General features: G+C 34.2%; 34 protein-coding genes and 4 pseudogenes. 10 read left to right on the top strand and 28 right to left on the bottom strand.

Annotation, left to right across the window (positions count from 1 at the left end):
* Window positions 1-303 precede the first annotated feature (303 nt).
* Window positions 304-969, top strand: a complete 666-nt coding sequence (locus ORL93_RS03380) for an HAD family hydrolase (RefSeq protein WP_018780588.1) — start codon at window positions 304-306, stop codon at window positions 967-969.
* A 204-nt stretch (window positions 970-1,173) separates the two neighbouring features.
* Here ORL93_RS03380 and kynA read toward each other — a convergent pair whose 3' ends face one another.
* The 3 genes from kynA to kynU are packed head-to-tail and all read right to left on the bottom strand — an operon-like array spanning window position 1,174 to window position 3,971.
* Window positions 1,174-2,013: a tryptophan 2,3-dioxygenase gene (kynA, locus tag ORL93_RS03375; RefSeq protein WP_097793735.1), complete on the bottom strand. Its 840-nt coding sequence runs from the start codon at window positions 2,011-2,013 to the stop codon at window positions 1,174-1,176.
* 38 nt (window positions 2,014-2,051) lie between these two features.
* Entirely contained in the window at window positions 2,052-2,681 is a 630-nt protein-coding gene (gene kynB / locus ORL93_RS03370) for an arylformamidase (protein WP_006095014.1), read from the bottom strand.
* A gap of 3 nt (window positions 2,682-2,684) precedes the next feature.
* Window positions 2,685-3,971, bottom strand: coding sequence for a kynureninase (gene kynU, locus ORL93_RS03365; RefSeq protein ID WP_265958604.1), 1,287 nt, complete (start codon window positions 3,969-3,971; stop codon window positions 2,685-2,687).
* A gap of 160 nt (window positions 3,972-4,131) precedes the next feature.
* Here kynU and ORL93_RS03360 point away from each other — a divergent pair, with 160 nt between their 5' ends.
* Complete coding sequence (locus ORL93_RS03360; RefSeq protein WP_018780591.1) at window positions 4,132-4,749, top strand: TetR/AcrR family transcriptional regulator; 618 nt, start codon at window positions 4,132-4,134, stop codon at window positions 4,747-4,749.
* Window positions 4,750-4,790: 41 nt separating this feature from the next.
* Here the strand turns inward: ORL93_RS03360 and ORL93_RS03355 are convergent, their stop codons facing one another.
* Complete coding sequence (locus ORL93_RS03355) at window positions 4,791-5,228, bottom strand: NUDIX domain-containing protein (RefSeq protein WP_018780592.1); 438 nt, start codon at window positions 5,226-5,228, stop codon at window positions 4,791-4,793.
* Window positions 5,229-5,264: 36 nt separating this feature from the next.
* Complete coding sequence (locus tag ORL93_RS03350) at window positions 5,265-5,507, bottom strand: DUF3977 family protein (RefSeq protein ID WP_003207301.1); 243 nt, start codon at window positions 5,505-5,507, stop codon at window positions 5,265-5,267.
* A 217-nt stretch (window positions 5,508-5,724) separates the two neighbouring features.
* Between ORL93_RS03350 and ORL93_RS03345 the strand changes: the two genes are divergently transcribed.
* Window positions 5,725-6,276 carry a hypothetical protein gene (locus ORL93_RS03345; RefSeq protein ID WP_097793733.1) on the top strand — a complete coding sequence of 184 codons (552 nt, stop codon included), beginning with the start codon at window positions 5,725-5,727 and terminating at the stop codon, window positions 6,274-6,276.
* Window positions 6,277-6,409: 133 nt separating this feature from the next.
* Here the strand turns inward: ORL93_RS03345 and ORL93_RS03340 are convergent.
* The 3 genes and pseudogenes from ORL93_RS03340 to ORL93_RS31455 form a co-directional block, all read right to left on the bottom strand.
* Window positions 6,410-6,550: pseudogene (locus ORL93_RS03340) on the bottom strand (helix-turn-helix domain-containing protein); the annotation flags it as partial.
* 3 nt (window positions 6,551-6,553) lie between these two features.
* The gene (locus ORL93_RS03335; RefSeq protein WP_006095019.1) at window positions 6,554-7,099 is read right to left on the bottom strand and encodes a GNAT family N-acetyltransferase; all 546 of its coding nucleotides are present in this window, start codon (window positions 7,097-7,099) and stop codon (window positions 6,554-6,556) included.
* Window positions 7,100-7,415: 316 nt separating this feature from the next.
* Window positions 7,416-7,691, bottom strand: a pseudogene (locus ORL93_RS31455) (transketolase C-terminal domain-containing protein); the annotation flags it as partial.
* Window positions 7,692-7,796: 105 nt separating this feature from the next.
* Between ORL93_RS31455 and ORL93_RS03320 the strand changes: the two are divergent.
* Window positions 7,797-8,639 carry an oxidoreductase gene (locus ORL93_RS03320; protein WP_097793731.1) on the top strand — a complete coding sequence of 281 codons (843 nt, stop codon included), beginning with the start codon at window positions 7,797-7,799 and terminating at the stop codon, window positions 8,637-8,639.
* A 77-nt stretch (window positions 8,640-8,716) separates the two neighbouring features.
* On the opposite strand, the gene ORL93_RS03315 is transcribed toward ORL93_RS03320, so the two are convergent.
* Genes ORL93_RS03315 through ORL93_RS03300 form a run of 4 tightly spaced genes read right to left on the bottom strand, consistent with a single transcriptional unit; the run spans window position 8,717 to window position 10,900 of the window.
* Window positions 8,717-9,079 carry a DUF4181 domain-containing protein gene (locus ORL93_RS03315; RefSeq protein WP_097793730.1) on the bottom strand — a complete coding sequence of 121 codons (363 nt, stop codon included), beginning with the start codon at window positions 9,077-9,079 and terminating at the stop codon, window positions 8,717-8,719.
* Between the two features lie 56 nt (window positions 9,080-9,135).
* Window positions 9,136-9,582 (bottom strand): NUDIX domain-containing protein, encoded by a 447-nt coding sequence (locus ORL93_RS03310; RefSeq protein ID WP_003207291.1) that lies wholly within the window; start codon window positions 9,580-9,582, stop codon window positions 9,136-9,138.
* 18 nt (window positions 9,583-9,600) lie between these two features.
* Window positions 9,601-10,443: a PP2C family serine/threonine-protein phosphatase gene (locus ORL93_RS03305; protein ID WP_098160282.1), complete on the bottom strand. Its 843-nt coding sequence runs from the start codon at window positions 10,441-10,443 to the stop codon at window positions 9,601-9,603.
* Complete coding sequence (locus ORL93_RS03300) at window positions 10,421-10,900, bottom strand: HIT family protein (RefSeq protein WP_018780599.1); 480 nt, start codon at window positions 10,898-10,900, stop codon at window positions 10,421-10,423. Before ORL93_RS03300 ends, ORL93_RS03305 begins: the two co-directional genes overlap by 23 nt.
* Window positions 10,901-11,109: 209 nt before the next feature.
* On the opposite strand from ORL93_RS03300, the gene ORL93_RS03295 reads away from it, so the two are divergent.
* Window positions 11,110-11,355 carry a hypothetical protein gene (locus tag ORL93_RS03295; RefSeq protein ID WP_033796190.1) on the top strand — a complete coding sequence of 82 codons (246 nt, stop codon included), beginning with the start codon at window positions 11,110-11,112 and terminating at the stop codon, window positions 11,353-11,355.
* A gap of 72 nt (window positions 11,356-11,427) precedes the next feature.
* Here the strand turns inward: ORL93_RS03295 and ORL93_RS03290 are convergent, their stop codons facing one another.
* Complete coding sequence (locus ORL93_RS03290; RefSeq protein ID WP_018766032.1) at window positions 11,428-12,267, bottom strand: ABC transporter permease; 840 nt, start codon at window positions 12,265-12,267, stop codon at window positions 11,428-11,430.
* Entirely contained in the window at window positions 12,260-13,465 is a 1,206-nt protein-coding gene (locus ORL93_RS03285) for a quaternary amine ABC transporter ATP-binding protein (protein WP_003207288.1), read from the bottom strand. The genes ORL93_RS03290 and ORL93_RS03285 overlap by 8 nt, the downstream gene beginning before the upstream one ends.
* A gap of 190 nt (window positions 13,466-13,655) precedes the next feature.
* Between ORL93_RS03285 and ORL93_RS03280 the strand changes: the two genes are divergently transcribed.
* Complete coding sequence (locus ORL93_RS03280; RefSeq protein WP_018780602.1) at window positions 13,656-14,513, top strand: glycine betaine ABC transporter substrate-binding protein; 858 nt, start codon at window positions 13,656-13,658, stop codon at window positions 14,511-14,513.
* 53 nt (window positions 14,514-14,566) lie between these two features.
* On the opposite strand, the gene clpP is transcribed toward ORL93_RS03280, so the two are convergent.
* Together clpP and ORL93_RS03270 are read right to left on the bottom strand one after the other, a co-directional pair.
* Window positions 14,567-15,148, bottom strand: a complete 582-nt coding sequence (gene clpP, locus ORL93_RS03275) for an ATP-dependent Clp endopeptidase proteolytic subunit ClpP (RefSeq protein WP_018766034.1) — start codon at window positions 15,146-15,148, stop codon at window positions 14,567-14,569.
* Between the two features lie 21 nt (window positions 15,149-15,169).
* Window positions 15,170-15,868 carry an RNA polymerase subunit sigma-70 gene (locus ORL93_RS03270; protein ID WP_265958603.1) on the bottom strand — a complete coding sequence of 233 codons (699 nt, stop codon included), beginning with the start codon at window positions 15,866-15,868 and terminating at the stop codon, window positions 15,170-15,172.
* Window positions 15,869-16,016: 148 nt separating this feature from the next.
* On the opposite strand from ORL93_RS03270, the gene ORL93_RS03265 reads away from it, so the two are divergent.
* Together ORL93_RS03265 and rpiA are read left to right on the top strand one after the other, a co-directional pair.
* Window positions 16,017-16,337 (top strand): 2Fe-2S iron-sulfur cluster-binding protein, encoded by a 321-nt coding sequence (locus tag ORL93_RS03265; protein ID WP_006095036.1) that lies wholly within the window; start codon window positions 16,017-16,019, stop codon window positions 16,335-16,337.
* A gap of 12 nt (window positions 16,338-16,349) precedes the next feature.
* The gene (gene rpiA / locus ORL93_RS03260) at window positions 16,350-17,015 is read left to right on the top strand and encodes a ribose 5-phosphate isomerase A (RefSeq protein ID WP_018780605.1); all 666 of its coding nucleotides are present in this window, start codon (window positions 16,350-16,352) and stop codon (window positions 17,013-17,015) included.
* A gap of 106 nt (window positions 17,016-17,121) precedes the next feature.
* Here rpiA and ORL93_RS03255 read toward each other — a convergent pair whose 3' ends face one another.
* Window positions 17,122-17,385: a Gp49 family protein gene (locus ORL93_RS03255; protein ID WP_006095034.1), complete on the bottom strand. Its 264-nt coding sequence runs from the start codon at window positions 17,383-17,385 to the stop codon at window positions 17,122-17,124.
* A pseudogene (locus ORL93_RS03250) lies at window positions 17,385-17,495 on the bottom strand (Thoeris anti-defense Tad2 family protein); the annotation flags it as partial. The pseudogene ORL93_RS03250 and the gene ORL93_RS03255, both read right to left, overlap by 1 nt.
* A 153-nt stretch (window positions 17,496-17,648) precedes the next feature.
* Here ORL93_RS03250 and ORL93_RS03245 point away from each other — a divergent pair.
* Both ORL93_RS03245 and ORL93_RS03240 read left to right on the top strand, forming a co-directional pair.
* Window positions 17,649-17,825 (top strand): hypothetical protein, encoded by a 177-nt coding sequence (locus ORL93_RS03245; protein WP_231398616.1) that lies wholly within the window; start codon window positions 17,649-17,651, stop codon window positions 17,823-17,825.
* 45 nt (window positions 17,826-17,870) lie between these two features.
* The gene (locus ORL93_RS03240) at window positions 17,871-18,323 is read left to right on the top strand and encodes a GNAT family N-acetyltransferase (RefSeq protein WP_003204617.1); all 453 of its coding nucleotides are present in this window, start codon (window positions 17,871-17,873) and stop codon (window positions 18,321-18,323) included.
* A 98-nt stretch (window positions 18,324-18,421) separates the two neighbouring features.
* On the opposite strand, the pseudogene ORL93_RS03235 reads toward ORL93_RS03240, so the two are convergent.
* The 10 genes and pseudogenes from ORL93_RS03235 to ORL93_RS03190 form a co-directional block, all read right to left on the bottom strand.
* A pseudogene (locus ORL93_RS03235) lies at window positions 18,422-19,350 on the bottom strand (phosphotransferase enzyme family protein).
* Window positions 19,351-19,384: 34 nt separating this feature from the next.
* Window positions 19,385-19,771 carry a ribosomal maturation YjgA family protein gene (locus tag ORL93_RS03230; protein ID WP_097793727.1) on the bottom strand — a complete coding sequence of 129 codons (387 nt, stop codon included), beginning with the start codon at window positions 19,769-19,771 and terminating at the stop codon, window positions 19,385-19,387.
* Between the two features lie 31 nt (window positions 19,772-19,802).
* Window positions 19,803-19,955, bottom strand: a complete 153-nt coding sequence (locus ORL93_RS03225) for a GNAT family N-acetyltransferase (RefSeq protein ID WP_255262449.1) — start codon at window positions 19,953-19,955, stop codon at window positions 19,803-19,805.
* A gap of 29 nt (window positions 19,956-19,984) precedes the next feature.
* Window positions 19,985-20,131 (bottom strand): hypothetical protein, encoded by a 147-nt coding sequence (locus tag ORL93_RS03220; RefSeq protein WP_255262442.1) that lies wholly within the window; start codon window positions 20,129-20,131, stop codon window positions 19,985-19,987.
* A gap of 147 nt (window positions 20,132-20,278) precedes the next feature.
* Window positions 20,279-20,893, bottom strand: coding sequence for a DUF4241 domain-containing protein (locus ORL93_RS03215; RefSeq protein WP_097793726.1), 615 nt, complete (start codon window positions 20,891-20,893; stop codon window positions 20,279-20,281).
* 55 nt (window positions 20,894-20,948) lie between these two features.
* The gene (locus tag ORL93_RS03210; protein WP_018780609.1) at window positions 20,949-21,542 is read right to left on the bottom strand and encodes a DUF2441 domain-containing protein; all 594 of its coding nucleotides are present in this window, start codon (window positions 21,540-21,542) and stop codon (window positions 20,949-20,951) included.
* A gap of 221 nt (window positions 21,543-21,763) precedes the next feature.
* Window positions 21,764-22,111: a GNAT family N-acetyltransferase gene (locus ORL93_RS03205; protein ID WP_255262450.1), complete on the bottom strand. Its 348-nt coding sequence runs from the start codon at window positions 22,109-22,111 to the stop codon at window positions 21,764-21,766.
* A gap of 90 nt (window positions 22,112-22,201) precedes the next feature.
* Complete coding sequence (locus ORL93_RS03200; RefSeq protein WP_265958602.1) at window positions 22,202-22,966, bottom strand: serine hydrolase; 765 nt, start codon at window positions 22,964-22,966, stop codon at window positions 22,202-22,204.
* 93 nt (window positions 22,967-23,059) lie between these two features.
* On the bottom strand, window positions 23,060-23,398 hold the full coding sequence (locus ORL93_RS03195; RefSeq protein ID WP_098160280.1) for a DUF952 domain-containing protein: 339 nt from the start codon (window positions 23,396-23,398) through the stop codon (window positions 23,060-23,062).
* Between the two features lie 483 nt (window positions 23,399-23,881).
* Entirely contained in the window at window positions 23,882-24,595 is a 714-nt protein-coding gene (locus ORL93_RS03190) for a class I SAM-dependent methyltransferase (RefSeq protein ID WP_265958601.1), read from the bottom strand.
* Between the last annotated feature and the right edge of the window lie 87 nt (window positions 24,596-24,682).

Below are 24,682 nucleotides of genomic sequence, written 5' to 3'. Positions count from 1 at the left end.
GATGTAACAATATTTCCAAGGAAAATAAGTACAAAATAGCATACCAAATAACAGCGTGACAATAGTCATTGTCATTGTTTGAATTATGGTGTTAATTTTATTGTTAAATGCTATGTTATTTCTAAAATCTTTTGAAAAAAGAGAAAGGTCATTGTAAATTTATGTTAAAATGTATATAAAGATTGTGAGAATTTGTACTTAAACTGATGAGTCAGATTAGTTGAATAGGGATTGGTTAAGTTATTCTGTCTTTATGTTAAACTTTAGAAGTTATTCAGCAATGGTAAAAAGGGAGAGAAAGTAATGTTACAATCACTGATTTTTGATATGGATGGAACTCTATTTCAAACAGAAAAAATTCTAGAATTATCACTTAATGATACTTTTAACCATTTACGGTCACTAAATTTATGGGATACAGTAACCCCCATTGATAAATACCGTGAAATTATGGGTGTACCTTTACCAAAAGTTTGGGAAGCTTTGTTACCTAATCATTCCAATGAAGTAAGAGAACAAACGGATGCTTATTTTCTGGAAAGATTAGTTGAAAACATAAGAAGTGGGAAAGGTGCTTTATATCCTAATGTAAAGGAAGTTTTCCGTTATTTAAAAGAAAATAATTGTTCAATTTACATAGCGAGTAATGGTTTAACGGAATATTTACAAGCAATTGTGAGTTATTATAATTTGGATAATTGGGTTACTGAAACATTTAGTATTCAACAAATACGAACACTCGATAAAGGAGATTTAGTTAAAACAATTATAAAAAAATATGACATAAAAAAGGCAGCGGTAGTTGGAGACCGTCTATCTGATATAAATGCAGCTAAAGATAATGGTTTAATTGCAATTGGATGTAATTTTGATTTTGCACAAGAAGATGAACTTGCTCAGGCTGATTTGGTGATAAATGACTTAATGGAGTTAAAAACAATATTGCCTGAAATGAAAATAGTTTACTAAACCAACGGGTGCTTTAACTGAATAAGCGAAATAATAAATCAACGCTCAGAATGATATATGTCTGGGCGTTTTTGTTTGTTATTAGGTATGCGATTTATAATGTGAATTACCGTGTTATTAGATATCTTTTTTACACATAATTACAAAGAAAAAAGTACACCACGCTTCAATAAGTGATGTACTAACAATTATATAATCTTTACTTTATAACTTCGTCCGCACATTCCAAAGTTCTGGGAAAAAGCGTTGATCAAGAACACGTTTTAAATAAGAAACACCAGATGATCCACCTGTTCCCATTTTATGTCCAATAATTCGCTCTACTGTTTTCATATGACGGAAGCGCCACTGCTGGAGCCAATCTTCAATATCGATTAATTTTTCTGCCAGTTGATATAAATCCCAATATTTCTTCACATCAGCATACACCTCTAACCATGCAGCTTCAACTGTCGCATCTTCTTCATAAGGCTGTGTAATATCACGATTTAAAACATTTGGATTGATTGGGAACCCTTCTTTTACAAGTGCCTGAATTGCAACATCGTAAAGACTTAGTGAATGAAGCGCTTTATGCAAACGAGCATGTAACTCTGGATCTTTTTCATAAATTTTTAATGCATGAGGTGTTTTATAACCAAGCGCATACTCAATCATACGGTATTGATAAGACTGGAATCCTGATGCTTGGCCGAGTGAATCACGAAATTCAATATATTCAGATGGTGTGAGCGTTGCAAGAATATCCCAAGATTGAATAATTTGCGATTGAATTTTTGAAACGCGCGCAAGCATTTTAAAAGCTGGAGCCAGCCTATCATTTTGAATAGATTCAATCGCTGCACTAAGCTCATGTAAAATCAACTTCATCCAAAGTTCACTCGCTTGATGAATGACAATAAACAACATTTCATCATGATGATCAGATAACCTTTTTTGACTTCCTAGCAAACTATCTAATTGTAAGTACTCTCCGTATGTCATATTTTCTTTAAAATCCGTATGAATTCCCTTTTCCATAATTACTTTTTCATTTTCTTTCATAAAAATGAACATCCCTTCTATGCATCATCTGCTTGCTCTTATAGTGGTCTTATTACAGCTCGAACTGGACTCCCATCCGCATCTGTCAATGCAAGTGGCAGGGCAATCAGTTCATAATCTCCGTCTTGTACATGGTCTAATACAACATTTTCTAAAATATGAATACCATATTTAAATAATTGGTGATGTGCCGCTAATTCTTTATCATCTAGCGGATCTACAGAAGGTACATCCACTCCAATTAATCGAATGCCTTTTTCCGAAAGAAATGGTGCAATATCAGCACGTAAATACGGAATTACTTGCGGGAATTCCTGTGCATTCCCATGCGAAGAAGTCCGAAGTAATAACCTCTCTACCCCATCTAAAGGGAATTTTTCTAATTCTTTTGCGCCAATACTTTCGATACCTGATACATCTATAATTCGAGCTTTACCAACATAGACATTAACATCTAAATCTAGTACCCTTTTTCCGTTATTATCAAAATGAAATGGCGCATCAATATGCGTACCCGTATGAATACTCATCGTTAATTTTCCAACATTAACAGATCCACTTTGTTCTTTTGCCCATGATACTTCGTATGAAAATGGCGTATCTCCTGGCCATGTCGCAATATCATTATTTAATGGTTGTGAAATATCAATCCAATCAGATTCCTTCATCGCTTATGCCACAACCTCTCGCTTATTTTCAAACTTTTTATATTCTTCATCTTTCATGATTTTCTTCAAGATTTGCACAGATTTCCACACTTCTGCGTACGTGTTATATAAAGCAACTGGCGCAAGGCGAACCCCATTTGGTGCACGAAAATCAGGAATAACTCCATTTGCTTTTAAAGCTTTACATATACGTGCAGCTTCTGGATGCTCTAAATATATATGCCCTCCGCGTTTATCATCCTCTAATGGATTTCCAATTGTAAATCCCATCCCCTTCAGTTCATGGTTGATTAAATTTAGCATATAACGAGTAATGTGTAATGATTTTCCTCGCAATCTTTCAATGCCAGCTTCTTTGAAAATCTCAAGTGAACCAATAAGTGGCGCTGTACTTAACACATGAGGTGTGCCAATTTGATATGCCCCGGCATGCTCAGCTGCTGTTAATGTATGTTCCATATCAAATTGCTTATCTTTTCTTGAACTAAACCAACCAGAAAGCCCTGGAAGACGATTGAAATGTTTTTTGTTTACATATAATCCAGCAACCCCACCAGGTCCTGCATTTAAATATTTATAATTACACCATACTGCGAAATCAACATCCCACCCTTTAAAGTCATGTGGAATTGAACCGATGGAATGGCATAAATCAAAACCAATATAGATACCACGCTTGTGCGCTTCAGCTGTTAATCGCTTCATATCAAGAATTTGTCCACTTCGATATAGCACTGCAGGCAATAAAATTAACGCAATATCATCAGTCATCGCATCAATAATATCTTCCTCTTGCAGCGTTCTACCATCCCTGCTCTTCACTCGTACAAGATGTTCATCTGGATCTAGTCCTTTTAAACGGATTTGACTTTGCAAAGCATAAATATCTGATGGGAACGTTAATTCATCCGCAAGAATCTTTGTACGAATTCCTTTCGGTTCATAAAACGTCGCAATCACTTGATGAATATTCGTCGTCGTGGAACCGGTTACAATTACCTCTTCAGGTAAAGCACCAATAAGAGGAGCAGTTAATTCGCCTAATTGTTCAGAGAGAAAAAACCAAGGATATTCTCCTTCTGTCCACCCGTCAATACCATACTCTTTCCATGAATCTAGCATAGTAAGTAAAGATTTTTCTGCTCTTTTTGAAAGTAATCCTAATGAATTACCATCTAAATATATTGTATCTGCTTTCTTATAAAATTCTTTTTGAAAATCAGCAAGTTCATCGTATTTATCACATTCCATTGCATAGTCGTAAGATGGTTCAAATGGCTCTCGATACATTCTTTCACCTTCTCTTAATTTTCTTTTTATTCTAACTAGTTGAAATATAACACTATAACTGACATGACGTCAATGATATTATGTCAGTTGACTTTTTGCATTCGCTTCTACTAGAATAAAATTATATTTTCAGATATTTCAGTATAAAGGAGTGTCCAGTTTGGGAAAAGATCTTCTTTCAACAAGACAACAGCGATCTATAGAAACGAGAAATAAATTATTAAAATCTGCCCGCAATGTTTTTTTAGAAAACGGATTTCACAAAACAACAATCTCTCAAATTATTAAACATGCTGAAACTGGTTATGGTACGGCATATGTTTATTTTAAAAATAAAGACGAGCTCCTCATAGTCCTTATGGAAGATGTTATGAATCGTTTTTACAAAATCGCTGAACGTTCCTTTTTTCCTAAAACAAAAAAAGAAGCTCACAGTATGATTGAAAATCAAGTGCGCGCTTTTTTACAATTAGCTGAAGAAGAAAGAAATATATTACAAGTCGTTGAAGAGGCTATCGGTGTGTCAAAAGAAGTTCGACAAAAGTGGAATGACATTCGAGAACGTTTTATTAGCCGAATTATACAAGATATTACCTATTCTCAAAATAATAGATTAGCTAGAAAAGAATTAAATAAAGCAATTGTGGCACGCAGTTGGTTTTATATGAATGAAGCGTTTCAGTGGGAGATTGTCCGAAATGAGATCGATGTAAATCTAGAGGAGGTTGTTTGTACATTAACAGAGCTGTATACGGCAGGCTTATATAAAAATGAATAGCACACTCTCGTCTCTATGAAGAAAGTGTGCTATTTAATCGTTTATAGGAATATTTCTTCTGGATATGGCAATGCAAGCTTTGGTCTTTCCTGTGATGAAAAGTATTGAAGTTTTAACGATTCTCCATCTATCGCTCTCAACTCTCCTCCAACTCCCTCACATTCAAACACAACAACGATATATTCCACTTGATCTCCATTTGAATATGTATGACGGAAGTCTTTCCCTCCAAAAATCCCTTTTATTTCTTTCACTTGTACTCGTAAACCGGTTTCTTCCCACACCTCACGAACAACTGCTTCTTCTGGAGTTTCACCAGGTTCAATTGCTCCTGCAGGTAAACTCCAAAATTCCCCACCGGGATATTGAAATAAGATTTCCCCTTGCTCATTTTTAATAATTGCCGCTACGCTCGGCATGAAAATAAGATCAGACCCTACTTTTTCACGGATTTGTTTGTAGTATGTAGAAATCGCCATATGCCATTCTCCTTACAGATTTTCTGTATGCTTATATTATTGTACTTTACTCACAATCCCCAAAATAAACTTATACTCATTTCGATTTTTTCTCATCTTTTTAAACCCTTCTTTTGAATCAAAAATCAAACAAGTTTTTCTAAACCAAACTCGTAAATAGCATGATTCAAAATAAATAGGTTTCACAACTCCTTTTTGCTCAAACTCTGTTCCATCTTCTCGTTCTATTTCTGTTCGAACCAACCATTTATTTCCGATTCCGGCTTCTATGTACTTCACTTACAACTCCCCTTATATGAAATACTTACATCTTCCTTAGGAAATGTTGTTCTAAGCATTCTACTATTTCCCTGGTAAGCGCAGATTTTGACAGATTCTCTATTATTTCTACTTAATTGAAATTAGCAACATTCCTGTTATAAAGAAAAAGGAAAAAGCTTCATATATACCGAATAACACAAAAATAATCCATTCTTTTGAAAGAGGTATATATGTTATGAACGATCAATTTACTACTCTCCTAAGTGAAATGACCTTTATAGAAAGACAATATGAATTTCGAAATCCAGATGTTGTTCTCTATCATCCCGGTCATTACACAGAATTAAATGAACAAATCATCACATTATTTCATGAGGAAGGCTTTAAAACAATTATGATTCCCAGTGTACATAATGCATTTTTAAATGCTAATGAGTTTATCTTTCATAAAGAAATCCTAGTTAAATCAGGAATTCCTCAAGAACTAGTTATTCCAATAACAGGAGAAGCGAATACAGCTAACGCTGTTATAAAAAACGCAATGCTTCTTCTATCAAAAACAACAGAAAACAAAAATATTTTATTAGCGGGAAAAACTTTTTTTATGAAAAGATTCTTGCTTATAGCAACTGCGTTTGCTACAAATGACATGACTATTGATGTTCTTCCATTACAAGATAATAGAAATCTTACGAAAGATACTTGGCATTTAACTGATACTGGTAAAAAAAGAGTGTTGAATGAATATCATATGATTTCCCAATTCCTTAAGCAAAATTATCTTTAATTTGTATAGCCGGAGATAAGATCATATTAGTTTTTAGAAATTATTTGACTCTACTATTTCCCCGGTAAGCGCATATTCCGACAGAACGTGCACTTACATATAAAAGAAGCAGATTGATAGAAGCCTGCTTCTTTTATATCTGAAATCGCTGCATCCGTTTATAAAAAGTACTACGCGGGACATCTAACAGTTTTGCCGCCAGTGATACATTTCCCTTTGTTTTTTGAAGTGCCTCAATCATCCCATTCCGCTGTATTTTTTCACGAAAGGTTAATTATTATCCATTAAATCTCCCCATAATAATAGTGTTATAGTATTTACCATCCGCAAGTCTTTTGTCATTTTTTAATATACCTTCAATTTCAAAACCAAGTTTTTCATACAATTTAATTGCTTTATCGTTTGTTTCTAAAACATTTAACGTCATTTTTTTTATATCATTGGCATTAGCCCAAGATATGGACTCTTTTAAAAGATTTTTCCCAATCCTATATCCCCAAAACTCTTTTAATACGCATACTCCAAATTCTACTTTATGAGAGAATCTCTTTAAATACACTCCCTCACATCTTGAAAACCCAACAATCCGATCGTTCACTACCGCGACTAAAAATAAGTTTCTTGGACTTTCAGTGTCCGTTTTGATAATTTCTTCAAATCTCGTTGTATCTATGAATCCCTCCCCTTCTTCTCTGTCCAGATTTTCAGTTTCTCCATCAATTTGTAATCTTAATTTAGACAAATCATTTGCATCTTTATCCATTGCAGATCTAACAGTATAATTAATCCCATTTACATAAAATTCTTGTTTGTTAATAATCATAATATACTCCTTTGATATTAAGTTGATTTAGAAGAATAAGACAGGTAAAGATCTTAGTAATTTACTGCAATTTTAACCAAATAACCTCCCACGATTTGTTCCATAAGATATTGTCCTATATGGTAAATCTTGATAATTTCAGTTTATCATAGGTTAGTTAAGAATAAGTAGCTATCTGTAACCACCTTTCTCTTTTAAAAATCCTTTAATCGATTTATATTAAATAAAAGTTACCTACATAAGTTAAATATATATAAAGAGAGTTAATTACTGAAATATAAAGCCTGTATCATAATCTATGATACAGGCTAGTTTTTTACACATTCTCCTTCTCGAAATTTGCAGTAAAGGGGAGTTCTCCAACGAAAATATCTCCATATTGATCACGCACTGCCTTTTCTGTTAAACCAACGTTTGCGATCTCTGGTGCTGTATAGATGCAGGGCGGATCAATTACTTCTACTTCAAATCTTTTCTTTGTTAATTGCTCCGCAGCCTCTAGAGCAGTATGAACTTGTTCCCCGATTGCTACAATTGTGACATCTGAACCTTCGCGCTTTACTTTAGCTTTTCCTAATGGAATTGTGTAGTATATAACGAGAGAATAAACTCTATGTCTGGAGGTCAATTTGACCAGAATGATAGATTTTTGAAGTATAACTCGCTATGATGTAAGAAAAAAGAAAGTGAGCGGAAAATGAGTAAAATCGTGATTATTACAGGTGCATCCAGTGGATTTGGACTTTTAACTGCCCTCGAGCTTGCGAAAAAGGACTATTTCGTCATCGCTACAATGCGTAATCTTAATAAACAAACGGAATTATTATCTCAAGCTGCTGCATTACACTTACAACAAAATATCAAAATTCATCAATTAGATGTAACAGATCAAAAATCTATACATGCATTCCAATTGTTTTTAAAAGAATTAAACCAAGTAAACATTCTCGTCAATAACGCAGGCTATGCGAGTGGTGGATTTATAGAGGAAATTCCGGTAGAAGAATATCGTAGACAATTTGAGACGAATGTATTTGGAGCAATATCCATAACTCAAATTGTATTACCTTATATGCGAAAACAAAAAAGTGGGAAAATTATTAATGTAAGTAGTATTAGTGGCCAAGTTGGATTCCCAGGTTTATCCCCCTATGTTTCTTCAAAATACGCATTAGAAGGTTGGAGTGAATCCCTTCGCCTAGAGGTAAAACCATATGGAATAGACGTTTCATTAATCGAACCCGGTTCCTATAACACAAACATATGGGAAGTTGGGAAAGAACTTGCCGAAAATTATTCAGAATCAACCTCTCCTTATAAAGCGTATATGGATAAAATACAAAATCATATTAATAATGGCAGTGATACATTTGGCAATCCAGTAGATGTTGCAAGAAAGATTGTAGCGATTGCTGAAGCAAAAAACGCAACATTACGATACCCAATTGGGAAAGGTGTAAAATTGATGATCGTTGCTAAAAAAATTCTTCCGTGGAGAGTATGGGAGTTTCTTGTTTTGAGGAGTTTTAAGAAGATGTAATGTAAAAAAGACTACTGATAAATAAGAGTCGTTATACACATTGAAATTGGGATAACGACTCTTATTATCTAGCTCTTTTAACCAATAGGTTGGAATAAATATATCATTACATTAAATGTAATCATTAAACAAAATACTCCCAATAGAGAAATTACATATTTTTTTGATTTTTCATCATATTCCCATTCCATATACGCCCGAAAAAGCTGTTGCGTACCTAAAAATATAAATAATATATATACACCCTTTATATACTCTGAAGTATAAATACAAACAAAGCCAGCCACTAAATAGATTATGATTATAATCCGCTCTCCCCATTTATGAAGCTCATTTACAGGCTCATAAATCCAGCCACTTTGTTTTGGTATATTTAATTTCTTTCTCACAAACTTTTCTAAAAGATATAGCACGAAAATCCATAGAATCAACACAATCACTATTGTGAAAATTGTTCATCCCCCCATCCTTAAAAATCCAATGTTACACATATTAATTAGGAATATACTTTTTGAGTAAGTAAATGCGCAATATTATTGCCCTTTTGTTCTATCAAAGAAACAATCCCCTCAGGATAAGTCAGTTTATCTTTTAACTCCTGTATACTTTTCCATATAAGAATAATATTCTTATGTTCTTTATGAAATAACACTTCACTTATAGACTTTACAGGTTTACACCAATGAAACAACGTACATTGATGGTGTGATTCTCCATCAACTTCAAATATGTGTTCATTTACAATCGCTAATTCTGCTACTCGAACTTGTAAATCATATTCCTCAAGTAACTCCCGTATAATCGCTTCACATGCCGATTCTCCATACTCAATCGATCCACCTGGAAAACGATAAAATGTCTCTTCTTCATTACATTGAACAAGAATTTTAGAATGCTCCTCATCTATGATAATAGCTTCCGCGCGCAATAAGGGCCTTTTCATTTCCTACCCCCTATTTTACTAATTTGAAGATCTTATTTTCTCCGGCTGATCGCTCGGATAAGTAGCATATACACGATTATCATAATCCCAACTAATTATCGTTGCACTATCTCGACCAAGTTGGTGATGAACATGCTCTAGTACATTTTGAATACATTCTGTTAGTTTCACTTTGTTTTCATATATATCTTTATATAAATGAATTGGATTTTCATAACGACGTTCTCCGTATTCTAGTACGCCATCTGTTACCATTACGATTCTATTTCTTCCTGTACGTAGCTCTCGAGCACCTGAAGAATAACATGGAACAGGTAAAGAAAATGTATTCACATTCCCAATCCATTCATAAAAATGACGTTGGTTCAGCATATACTGTCCTAGCTTATGTAACTCTTCATGAAATACATAAACGAGGCAATCTCCTATAGAAAACCACCAAATATAATTTTCTTTTCGCACACAAATTAAGCATGCTGTTTCACCCTTTACTTGCTGACACGCCTGTTGAAACGAATTAGATTGAAAAAGTGTAAGGATATGATTTTCAACAGAACGGAATGCTATTTCAATTGGTGCTTCTAATAAAACTTTTATATTTTCATAGTCATTTTGGATTGTATTTACTACTAAGGCGACACTTTCTGCACTATTGTGTCCATCTAATATCATCGCAAATTCCCAATCTCCATTTGACCAAACGAAAGCGCCATCTTCATTCTTCTTTGCGCCTGCACTCGTATTTCCACCATATCTGCCAAGCACTATATCACCATACTGCTTAACTGAAATTTCGCCTAAACACATTTCATCACTACCAACCCATGAATATTGTGTATTATTTGTTGTATGCATACTCATTCACCATATACGTTCGTATTCTTTCGCATAGTTTTTGGATTTGTTCTGCTTGTCCATAAGGTGCACCTTTCCAATTGGCGATCTTAGTTGGTGACCAAAATTCCTTCGGTGTATTTGGATAACGAGGAATTATATGCATGTGCATATGATTGACTCCATTACCGGAAACGAAAGCATAAATATGTTCTGCACCCTCGCATTCTTTTAATGCACGGCTTACTCTACTCGTAATTAAACCAAAAGCTTTCGCTTCTTCTTCTGTTAATTCAGCTAATCCTGGTGCATGTCTTTTTATATCAATCATTACATATCCGAGATACGTTTCCTCTTCTTCCCAATGAACATGCCCCACATATACGAGTTCATCTTCATAGATTGCCCCGCCTAGCACCTTAATCTCCCCTTTATGTTTCTGACATATAAAACAGTGTGCTTCAAAGTGACTTTGTGTCGACATATGCATCCCTCTATCCCTTGGATTTACCATTATAATACCATAAAACACCCTTACGTTCAGACTATTCAGAAATAAATTTATTATATATTCCTATTATTTCAATTTAACAGTATAAACCTTTGTAATTCTTTTTCATCGAGTCACCTTTAAACAGAGATGGGCATTTATTATAGAAAAAGAAATCTTTTCTTGAAGGTGGAACAAATCATATGCATCCACATTGGAATTCTCACATGAATTACCCACCAACCTCTTATTCAAACAACGCCGTACGAACTACACCACCAATCCCTAATGATTTTCATTACATGATGCAACGTATAGCGAACCTGGAACATCAATTAGCAAAATTGATCTCATTGATTGAAGAAAATAATCAATTAATAAAAGCGATGGAACAACAACAAAATCAAGTGTGTGCACCAGCTGGAAGTTCAGTAATTGTGCGTATGTAACCTTATTTCATTCAAATAAAAAACACGCATCATAATAAGTAGCCTCACTTACGATGCATGTTTCATTTCTATTTACACTCTTCTTTTCTTATGAAATCCTTGCGTAATCCGATCTAATACAATCGCAATGACTACAATAGCTAGTCCAGCCTCAAACCCCATTCCAATGTTAACCTGTGTTACAGAACGATATACATCTACCCCAAGTCCTGGTGCACCTACAAGCGAAGCTGTAACAACCATCGATAAAGAGAGCATGATACTTTGGTTTACACCAGCCATTATAGTTCCCGTTGCAAGAGGTAACTGAACTTTAAATAACTTTTGCGATGTAGTTGAACCAAATGCATTTGCAGCTTCAATTAAATCTTCTGGTACTTGCCTAATCCCTAAATCAGTAAAACGAATCGTTGGTGGCATCGCAAAAATAACAGATGCGATAATACCAGGAACAACACCTACTCCAAAGAATGTAATCGCTGGAATTAAGTATACAAATGCTGGCATTGTTTGCATAAAATCTAATGTTGGCCTCAATATTTTTGAAAATCGCTCATTTTGAGATGCTAAAATGCCGATTGGGATTCCAACAATGATGGAAATAATGACTGATGTAAGAACAAGCGCTAATGTTTGCATCGTTTGTCCCCAGTAGTTAATGTTTAGAATAAATAATAAGCCGATTAACGCAAATACCACTAAAGATATTTTCCTTGTTGTATACCAAACGAGAAAACATACGATTATAATCATTAAAAATGCTGGAATTAATGTTAAGAAATTTGTAAGTAAATCAACGAAACCACCAATGATGTATGAAAATCCTCTAAACAATCCTTCAAAATGCGCATATAAACTCGTAACAAATGCATCGACCCATTCACCTAAAGGAATACGCGGAATACTATTCATCGTCATTCACCTCTTCCTCAATATTTCCTGCAAGGGCTTGAATGACACTTTCTCGTTTTATGATGCCTCTTAACCTTTTCTTTTCATCAATGACTGGTAATGGAAGCTTCATTTCCGCCATTTTCGCATACGTTTCCTCTAGTAATGTATCTAAATATACGTGCGGAATATCTTTTAGTAACAAGTCAGCAATTGGCCACTGCTTTTGAACAGCTTTACTCGCATCATCCGCTGTTAATATCCCTAAAAACTCGTGTTTTTTATTTACAACATATACGGTAGATACCCCTGCATTTCTCATAATTTGCAGGGCCACTCGAGGGCCGCGGTCAATCAATAATGTTTCTGGTCTTTTTAAAATAGATTCAGCCGTAATCACTTTTCCTAAATTCACATCCGCAACGAATTTCTCTACGAATTCATTAGCTGGGCTTATCATAATTTCTTCTGGCGTTCCAATTTGCACAATTTCTCCGTCTTTCATTAATGCGATACGATCCCCAATTCGAAGTGCTTCATCTAAATCATGTGTAATAAAAATAATCGTTTTTTCCATTTTATCTTGTAGCTCTAACAGTTCATCTTGCATTTCTTTACGGATAAGTGGGTCTAATGCGCTAAATGACTCATCCATAAGTAAAACATCTGGATCATTCGTAAGAGCTCTTGCAATTCCAACGCGCTGCTGCATACCACCGCTTAATTGTCCTGGGAAGCTATCTTTATGATGATTCAATCCAACTAATTTAAGTGACTCCAAAGCTTTCGCTTCTCTTTCTTCTACTGGTACTCCTTGTATTTCTAATCCATAGGCAACATTTTGTATCACGGTACGATGAGGAAATAACGCAAATTTTTGGAAGACCATACTCATCTTTGTTCTTCGTACTTTCCTAAGTGCCTCTTTCCCCATTGTTGCGATATCTTCCCCATCTATGTATATGTGGCCTGCTGTTGGCTTTATAAGCTGATTGAGCATTCGAACAAGAGTTGATTTCCCGCTCCCAGATAGCCCCATAATGACAAAAATTTCTCCTGTATACACTTCAAACGTTGCTTTTTTTACCCCAACGTTCATTCCCGTTTCTTTTAATATTTCTGATTTACTTTTTCCTTCCTTTAATAAGGCGACTGCTCTTTGAGGATTTTTTCCAAATACTTTTGTTACGTTTTCAACACGTACTTTTGTATTTTCCATACAACGACTCCTTTTCTGCCTATCTATTCACATAGTGTAACGATTTTAAACAGAAATATTACATAAAGAGGATTTTTTTAAAATTCTTGTTTCCGTTCATAATAAGAAGGTTCACTTATAGATTTATTCCTACAAACAACGTGATACAAAACGGAATGAAAAATCTCTATTTACGAAACGGGAGGACTCGATGAAACAGAAAATATGGCTTATAAGCATTTTGTTATTTATCAGTATGATTATTACCTCTTGTAATGCCACAAATGCAAATACAAAAGGAAAAATTAAACTTGGTGTAACAAGTTGGAAGGAAAATATTGCGGCTGCAAATATGTGGAAAGTTTTATTAGAAGAAAAAGGATATAAAGTTGAACTCATGTATTTAGAAAAAGCAGCCATTTGGACTGGCGTCGCTCGCGGCGATGTTGATGCAAACTTAGAAGTATGGCTTCCTGTAACCGATAAGCCCTTAAATGACCGATATAAAAATGATATTGTCTTAAAATCGAAATGGTATGAGGGAACTGGACTTGGATTAGTCGTTCCTTCTTATATGAAAGACATTAACAGTATCGAGGATTTAAATTCCCATAAGGATGAATTGGATAATAAGATTATCGGAATTGAGCCTGGTAGTAGCCTTATGAATTTAACAGATAAAGCAATGAAAGAATATGATATAAAGCTAAAACTTGTCCAATCTTCAGAAGCAGCGATGATGAGTGAGCTAAAAAAAGCATATACACAAAAGAAACCCATCGCTGTAACGCTTTGGAATCCACACTGGAGCTTTTCAGAATTTGATTTAAAATATTTAAAAGACCCTAAGAAAGTATATGGTGAAAAAGACGACATTTATTACTCTGTACGAAAAGGTTTTGAAAAAGATTATCCAGAGATTGTGAAATATTTCGATAGATGGAAAATGAGTGATGAACAACTTGGTACATTGATGGTTATGTTAAATAAAACAAAGGATCCCGAAGAGGCGGCTCGAAAATGGATTAAAAAGAATCAGGCGTTAGTAAATGAGTGGATAAAAGATTAATTTATTACGCAAAAATAGGCCAGGGAGCCTAATGTTCTCTGGCCTATTTTAAGTTATTTTTTTTCAATAACAGCATCGACAATACCATATATTTTAGCTTCTTCCGCAGTCATAAAGTAGTCTCTTTCTGTATCAAGAGCTACCTTTTCAACTGGTTGACCTGTTCGATCTGATATAATTTTATTAATATCATGTTTTAACTTTAATATTCGTTTTGCAGTTATTTCGATCTCTGTCGCTTGCCCTTTCACTCCGCCAAGCGGCTGATGAATCATAATTTCACTATTTGGAAGAGCAAACCTTTTCCCTTTCGCTCCAGCGAGTAATAATAGCGCTCCAAATGAAGCTGCGAATCCCATACAAAGCGTTTGAACATCAGGTTTAATCAAATTCATTGTATCTAATATCGCAAATCCCGCTGTAGTTGAGCCTCCTGGACTATTGATATAAAGAAAAATATCCTTCTCCGCATCTTCTGCTTCTAAAAATAATAACTGTGCCACTACACTGCTTGCTACTTGATCATTAATTTCTGATCCAATCATGACAATACGGTCTTTTAACAACCTTGAATATATATCATAGGAGCGTTCTCCTAATTTTGTTTGTTCTACAACATACGGAATTGTATTCATCATAATCCCTCCATCTACTTTTTAAGCTGCGCATAGCATATAACCGTAAGAAGAAGGTGTTTTTGTATTGAATAATAACACAGGCTGCTTAGATGATAGATGTGTAAAGTCGATTGTTGGAAGAAGTCTTGTTAACAATTGTGGTTTTTGTTCACGAATAGCTGTTACAACTACTTCAACGTCATCATCCTGCCCGGCTAATTCAATCTCCTCTTCTTCACTTACCGTTTTCAATCTATTTCTACTACGAAACAACGAAGCCTTCACTGCGCCTTCTGAGATTGAACATATTTCCGCAATATCTGATAAGCTGTATTGAAAAACATCTTTTAACAAGAAGATAACGGATTGCTGTACATTTAATAAAGACAAGACTTTCTCCGCCATCTCATGCAAATCAGCAATTTTTTCATGTGGTTCTTCAAATGTAATCTCCTGCTCTAATTTCTTCTTAGCTGATTTTGCTTTCATTTGATCGAGCCATTGATTTCGAGCAATTTTATATAGAAGCGTAATACAAACATCTTTATGTTCTACACCTATATATTTTTGAAGTACTTTACAAAGCGTTTCTTGGGCCAGGTCTTCCCCATCCCATTTGCTTTTTGTTAAAAAGGTACAGTACCTTTTTAACTCCGCATAATTTTCAATGATAAAGTTTATATTTGAATGATTCATATCGATATGATTTTTTAACATTTGAGTTACTTTTGTGCACAAAATAACCACTCCTTTTCAGCGCTTACTTAATAAACGATTTTACCGATAAAAAAGTTACGGGTTTGATAAAAAAATTTTATAACGTTTATGATTACGAAAGTGGGGTCATAAATATGTTATGTAGAATTTTACATGAGGAGGCAACAATATGCCAAAATTAACCGTTATTGGTAGTGGAACATTTGATGTAAAAGAAGGAACAAAGTTAGCACTAGCACTTGAAGATAATGGTATCCATATTCTTCACCGCTGCGGCGGGAAAGCGCGTTGTACCACTTGCCGTGTAGAAATCATAGCTGGGGATTTTTGTGAACCTACACATGTTGAGAAGAACGCTATTACTGAAAAAGGTATTGAAGATCATTTGCGATTATCATGTCAAATGCATGTACATACTGATCTCACCGTTCGTCCCATATTAACAGTTGAAAATTCCGGATTAGATGCTGGGCCACGGCCTGTAGAATGAAAAGGCAACAGAATGACGGATTTAAAACGATTAGCTGGTGAATATGCTGCTGATTTTGTAAAAGACGGGATGAAAATCGGCCTTGGTACTGGTTCTACTGTATATTGGACAATGCAAAAATTAGGACAGCTAATCAGCGAAGGTTTAACGATTCAAGCTGTACCAACATCAATAGAAACTGAGAAATTAGCAGTGCAGCTTTCTATCCCTTTAATTCCTTTAAGTAACGTTGATTACCTTGATCTCACGATTGATGGTGCAGACGAGATTAACCCCAATCTACATTTAATTAAGGGGGGCGGCGGCGCTCTTCTACGTGAAAAAATAGTCGCCACTTCTTCCCAAAAACTCATTATAATCGCTGATGAATCAAAACTTGTAAAAGATTTAGGTACCTTTCCTCTTCCTATTGAAATCGTACCGTTCGCTTGGGAGCAAACTGCAAAACGAATTCAATCCTTTGGTTGCCAGACGATTTTACGTACCCAAAATAATCAACCATTTATAACAGACAATGGCAATATGATCTTAGATTGTGTTTTTCCAAACCAAATAACGAACCCAATCGAAACTCATCAGCAGGTAAAAATAGTAACTGGTGTAATTGAAACTGGTTTATTTATTAATATGGTAAATAAAGCGATTATTGCAACTGAAAAAGGAATAAAAGTATTATGACAAAACTAAAGGGCATGAGCCCGGTACAATACGAAGCCCATGCCCTTTAGTTTTGACTAATGAAGTAACCTGTCTAACTTTTTGAGATCACTTCACTAATAGCGACTTACTTAACTAATTTAGCTAATTCACATTGCAATCTATATTCTTCTAATTCCCAAATCTTATTTACAATTCGTTCTTTACAGCATTCCATACCAATATCCATATCATAATCAGCAGGGTCAACACATGCGCTGGATTCAGTTAAAATAAATCCATTTGGCAATTTCGCAACTACGACTGTACATTTGCCATGAAATTCTTCTACTGTCCATTGAGTTTTCTCTAAAATATTATCAATATCCTGTTGAGTTACCGTATTGTCCATTATTCAACAACCTCCCAATCTTCTGCTAACATATCAGTTGGTGAAGCTAACCAAGGAACAAAATGTTCTTGTACTGTTTTCATTGCAATATATGCAACATATGAGACATTATGTCCTCTATGCTTGTTTTATAAAGACCACGACACTAATACACCGTTGACCGTCTATATGAATTCCATTGGTCTTTTGTCCTAATGCGGTTTCTTACCGCCCTCTGCTCATTCTCCAAATTCATATATGATAAAATTAATTCATTCGCTAATATGTCCAAACATGTAATTTTCATAGCAATAAAATTAAAACTAGGCTTACAACGTCATTCAAAATTAGATGAAGCAAGTGCATACAATTCGAAAAAGAGTTTCAAGTGGTGTATTATTATCGATATTGAGTCAGGTCCAAAGACAGGAAAAAACCCAAAAATGGGCTTCTCGATATAAAACAGTATCTTTATATTCCCATCATATAAGAAAGGACTGAATAAGTTGAAATCAAAACAAATAAAAGAAATAACTGACTTAGAAACTGCCTTTCAAATTCGAAAAGAAGTGTTTGTCAAAGAACAAGGTGTTCCTCTGGAAGATGAATTTGATACATTCGATAAATTAAATGATGTATGTCATCATATTTTAGTTTATTTTAATGAAATACCTGTAGGGACTGGACGCATAAGATTCGTCGATAACATTGGTAAACTAGAAAGAATCTGCATATTACAACCTTATCGAAAACATGGTTTAGGCAAAGTAATTATTCAAACATTAGAAGAGATTGCTAGAGAAAAAGAAATATCCAAAGTTAAATTACATGGGCAAACACATGCAGAAGGGTTTTATAACAAACTAGGCTATCATACTTCTTCAGACGTATTTATGGAAGACGGTATTCCGCATATTCTTATGACAAAGGATTTATCGATTAAAGAAGTTAGTAAATAATAAAGTAAAATCCCCTTTCTGCACTATATAAAGGGGATTTTAAAACGATTCATTTATAAAATACTCTATCAATTCTTTCATCTATACATTGTCGTCTCTTAAACTATCTCTACTCCCTTTATTGTTTCTTCAATCGCCTCTTTATTTGTTAAAATCCAAAAGAACATTTCTTCATTTAACTTTAATAATTCTGCTGATTGAACAAAATAAGTAATGAAGATGACTTGAATACCTAGCATTACATACCAAATCGCCTGAATTTCTGCTTCTGATAAAGGATTCTGTTTATGGTATCCCTCAAAAATATTTCGAACAATATATAACCAGTCCCTTCTTAATTGTTCATCACAAAATACTTCGCTTAAAATACTAGTGAAACAGTAGCACAAATCAAACACTCTCACATTTATTTCTACAAGTTCAAAATCTATAAATCCTTGAAACTCATCTTCCTTAAAGATTAAGTTAGATAAATGCATATCTCGATGAATGAGTTGCCTTGGTAACAGCGTAATGGAGTCTTTAAAATCTTTTTGCAGCTGGTTCATAGTTTGAATGAGCTCAGGATGAACTTGCTCACTGCTTTTCAAAACAGGTGTGGCCCAATCATAAATTACATTGTACACATTACGTTCCACAAATTCGTCTACATGATTTGTGGAACAAAGTGCCTGATGTAACTTAGCAACTTCACTTCCAATAGTATTACTTAACACTTTAAGATTTTCAACAAGTTTTACCTCTACAACATTTCCCTCTACATACTCATACATACAATATATTTATCATCTTGTAAAATATAGCTTTCGTTGCCTCTCGTCTTCAAAAGCCTTTGTATTCTAATTCCTTTTTGTGCAAGTTGATTTAATACATTTGTTTCAGCCAACAACTGCTTTATCGAACCTTTTTCTTTTAATATATAATTTTGCTTATTCCTTATAATCTTTGTTACTTTCGGTTGGATTGCTTCTGTTGTTACTTGCTCGTCTTGAAACCAAAAATTTGTAATATCTAATATGTGTTCCATTGTACATATACCCCTTTATGAAATCCGAAGCCTTTTATACTTTTCGAAACATTAATTCACACAGCATACCCATTCCAACTCCAATTGTATAAGCTAATAAATCACTCCACAAAAAACCATACCCTAATACAAGTCCCCCTAAAGTCGTTGCACGAATATTATCTATCCAATCCGCATGATATAATTGACTGATTTCAATACCATAACAAAATAGTAAACTTAAAAACGCGATCTTTTTAATCTTCATTTTATGAAAAAGGAATCCAAATCCAATAAAAATCATGAGAGCCCACAGTGCATCCCCTAAATATGCATTTAATAGATTAGGTAAAGCATAAGCAAATTTCCTTGATGCCAATCCTAAAATAACTACTATTATTGTCAAGATTGCATACAGCAACCTATTTCGTTTATAACTCATTATGAAGTCCTTTCTTATTACACAAAACGTTTTACAAACCCTTTACTTTTTCAACATATCCCATACATTTATAAAATTGGTGCGCATGGTGTCTTTCCTCACGATTCCCACTATTTAAGCAAATCGAATCTATCCCTTGTTCCATCGCCCATTTCTCTGCTGCTTCTATTAAACTTTTTCCTATTCCTTGATTTCGAAACTCTTCATCTACTACTAATGCAATAATGCGAGCGTAATTCCATCTTCAGTGTAAAGTATGCCTGTACATAAGCCAATCATTCCAATAACACGCTCATTTTCTTCTGCTACCAACGTATAGTAATCTGGGTGAGAAAAAATATTTTGAAGTCTTACTTTCATTTTTTCTATAGTTGTTGGATAGCCAAGGTGTCCCATTAATGAAGTTAAATGAAGTTAAATCATGTACATCATCTAAATGTGCCTTTCTGATTTCCATGCACTCTCCCCTTCACTAGTCACATCCTTGGTTCTTATATCATCATTCATTTATTCCTCATATAACACTTGAAAATCAGTAACAAGCGAAACAATTTTCCCATTCTCATCAAATCCCCAATAAGAAGGATAAAAACCATCACCATAACCTGATCGGAACATAATAATATTACTTCCTGTTTCCTCACATACTACACAATTTCCCCACTCATCTTCATGTTCTGTTAGTACGTCGTCTATCAAATCATCATACAAACTAATGAATTCTTCTCCTAGCTCTTGTTGTAATCTATTTTCTATTTCTTCTAACTTATCAATTGCTTCCACATCTGCAAAACACCCTAGTCCCGTATCAACTGGATACCCAAAAATATATCCTTCCTTTAGTTCACTTACATTCTGTCCTGGCTTTATTGCCATCTTCCATTCTGTCACTTTTGCTTCTGATACTTTCAATTCAGCACCAGCAATTACACCATCTTCCTCGTTCAACCAAGCAACAATTGGATATGTGCCTGGTTGAATTGTTTGCTCAAAAGAATTTTTATTAAAAATAAGAGGATCACAAGCAACCATTTTACCTGAAGTAACTTTTAAATAATCTAATACTTCAGGACGTAGAACCTCACTATCCAGTTTAGATAATTCATGTAGTAGCTTTGACATAATGTTTCTCTTCCTTTCATTCTCTTATTATTAGACTATACAACTTTCCTAGAATTTAAGCTGAGAAATCATCAATAATTTCTACCACTTCAATTTTTCCGTTAATCAAAAGCTCTGGAAGCTCGTTTTTTACATTACCCTTCCAATATTCTTTAGCTTGTTCAATTTTTCGAGAGAAAGGAACACCATCTTCCTTTGGTAAAAGGTTTCCATCCCCCTCAAAAGAATTCCCAATAACTCGAAGTTTAACAATCTGCAAAACTTTCCGATTATAAGAATCAAATAATTCTTTCCATTTCAAAGCATCTTCATAGCTTTTCGCAGCGTATAAGCAAGACAATCTTGAAGGATATTCAGGATATTCTTGTAGTCTAACCATTTCTACTATTACTTCTCTAATAGCTCTGATTGTTTGGTCTACATACTTTATAGCTACTTCGGCATTTTCTTTATTCATGTTCAAGCCTTCATTTGTATAATGATCTTGTAAAATCTGAATACAGTCTTCGCCTTTAGAATTCAATTGTTCTCTCTCAAAAAAGAAGCGATATAAGGTATTGTTTTTGTTCTTGTCAAAGTTAATTATCTGCCCAAGAATCATTTTTTTCCTAGTAACAATGTGATAAACATACAATTCGTTCTCTTTCATGGTCTGTCTCCTATTGGTCTTCATCATATTGACTATATTATGTACTTTCCATCACTCTTGTCCGCAAAGAAGAGTTAGTTTCAGTTGCTTTTTTGAAAGACAGTATGTACGTGTTGATTCCATTTCTTTTTCTCCTCTTATCTGCTCTTAATTGCTTAACTGGTTACAATGCATGATTATATATCCCGAAAATTAATTTACATAACATTATTATATTATCCTTATAAACGTTTCTCTAAAAAATGCTGACTATACCCTTTAGGATGATCTTCCACTACGCCAAACTCTCTGTAACCATGTTTCTTGTAAAATTCAGGTGCCTGAAAACTAAATGAATCAAGTAATATAAGTCTACAGTTTTTCTCTTTGGCAATTTCTTCGACTTCATTTAATAGTTGACTACCATATCCTTCATGACGTACTGACTCATCCACCCATAAAAAATCAATATGAAGGTGATAGAAATATATTGTGCCTGTTATGCCCCCAAATATTTTGCCAACATCGTCTTTTAATAGAAAACTTACATGTTCTAATGGGCTTTTTACTTCATCTGATAGTACAGACATATTGTATTGGATTACTTTATTTTTAATATATTCGCTATCTTTTGAGTTATTTTGTTGTATAATTTTCAAGTCTATTCTCCTTTCTCATCACTATATATAGCATTCTGTATACTCTTTATACAAACATTGCAATGTTTCTTTTATTTTCATATCAGCTTCTTGATTTTCATAACGATTTGGTAACTCCATTCCGCCAATCACATAAAGCAATGGTTTTTCATAAAACGTTCCTAGTATACCGATATTTATAACAGCTGTAGGTAACCCACCTGTCATATGGGCTAAGTGGTACCCTGGTATTCCTTCATATTGTCCTTGTTGTCTCACCATTCCATTTATAATTGGTTCCCATAGCACCGGATTCAATTCATATCCTTGGAATATACGAATTAAAAGTTTAAGAACTTGTTTTAATTTCCCAACATTTTTCATATTCCTTGGGTCTTTCGTAATATAAATCTTTGAAAAAGAACATTGAATTCTCCTATTTACTTCTTCCCATCCACCGCAAAAGTTGACAACAGATTGTACAATACAATTGTCATGACATGCAATCATTACTTCTACAGCATCTTTGAGTGTTAATACGGTTCTTCTTTGTAAATGTGGGTATATTTCTTTACTATCTTCTTTCGGATTAAATTCGATATTTTCGATTTCATCACTCCAGCGAACTTGATTCTCTTCAACCATTTTAGCTACAGCAAATCCAATTGCAGCCTTTGCGGCAGACGCTAGTGGAACCAATATATCATCATTATATAAAGCGACAATATTTGGGCTTTCTGCCGAATAAGCAACTATACCTACTTGACCTGATTTTATCTCCTTTATTTTCTTGATTACTTCCTCCATTTGTACGCCTCTTCTCGATTTCGTTTTTATCCCTTTCAGTATTTCGATAATACGAATCAAAAATCCTTTTATGAGGTTAACAAATGCATTCTACTATTTTTGTTCCAACTCTACTGGTAAAACATAGCCGCCATTTTCTTTCTGAAGTTCTACTACTTTCACAACAGCATTAGCATTTACGGTTCCGTATATATGTGGATAGTTTTGACCATTAGAAGCCAATTCATATTTTATCTCCGCCTCAACTAACGACGGATTAATTACAAGTAATACTAACTCCCTTTCAGTACTAAAATGCTTTTCTGCCACTTGAAGAGATTGATCTAAAAAAGAACAATGAATAAACCCTTCTTGCATCAGTGAAGCTTCCATTATGTTTCCTTTTGCTTTTGCTACTTCCCATTCACTTTTTTCCATTACCTTTGTAATCATAGTCAATCTCCTTCTTCCCTACTTTATAGAAACATTAAGAGGATTTTCCCGCTCGTTACGGGGTAACACCAATGCCCATCAACCTCAGATTTTAAAATGCCCACGAAAAAAGCCGTTCTCCTAAACTATGGAAATCGGCTTTTGTAATCTAATTCATTCATATTGTATATCCACCTTCCAAAAGAGTGTAAAAACTAAGGTTCTGAGACTTGTTAATCAAACAATCCCGTACCCTCGTTTGATGATAACGGTAACTACCGCGACGTATAGTTTTCATTTCCGAAAAAGGACAGACTTCTCCCTTGATGGCTGGTATGCGTTTTTTCCAGCCCGAAAACTAGTTACTTCGAACCATACGGAAGGTCATCTTCTTCACCTCATCTGAAAGATTATATTAATTATACCCCATAACACTCTTTTGTGGACATTGTAAAATGCGAATTTTTAAATAACGGATATAAATTCTTTAGAAAACATTTTTTACTATTCAGTGGAATTTTTCGTGAATAAGGCTGTCCAAAGTCCAGAGACACCAAATACTTTATTCGATTGTTTTATCTCTTTCATTCTACGTATTTCTACTTCAGAAAAGTCTTTAAAGATGGCTCTAAGTTTTTTATCTGTAAAACCTAATCCACCTTTAAGACTTTGCAGTTTGTATACTTCCCAATCTGTTATGTCTGCTCCACCTAATTCTCCACCTTGAACAAAACAAGTGATTGCAAAATAACCACCTGGTTTTAAAGCCTTTTTCACCAAATTTATATAACTCATTCTTCTGTGTGGAGCAATATGATGAAAGCATCCTGAATCATACACAATATCGTATGTACCCTCTTCAATTTGTAAGTCAAAGATATTGTTATAAATAAAATTTATATTTACATTTTTTTCTTTTGCCCGTTCGGTTGCCCATTGAATTGATTCCTGCGATAGATCTACTGCATCAACTAAGCATCCTTTTTCAGCAAAGTAAATTGCATTCCTGCCTGGACCGCATCCGAGTTCAAGAACTTTTCCTGGATTAAGTAATTTTTTCTCGAAATAATTAACTAAGTTCTCATCTGGTTTATTAGTAAAAAAGGGAACTCCTTTTTCACGATTAGAATAAAAATCATCCCAAAATTGAGTTGGTTCACGCAATAACGAATCTAACATATCCAATAAATCTTCATAACTACTAATTGTTTTTTTCATAATAACCCCTTCTTTCCAATTAAATCTTATATTCTAATTGTACTAACAATTAGAATGTTTCGTGTTTCATCGGGGTTAACAATACTT

This window comes from Bacillus sp. DHT2 (assembly GCF_026241455.1).
Classification (GTDB): Bacteria; Bacillota; Bacilli; order Bacillales; family Bacillaceae_G; genus Bacillus_A; species Bacillus_A pseudomycoides.
Note: the sequence above shows the minus strand (reverse complement) of the source record. Positions and strands in the feature narration are given on the sequence as shown.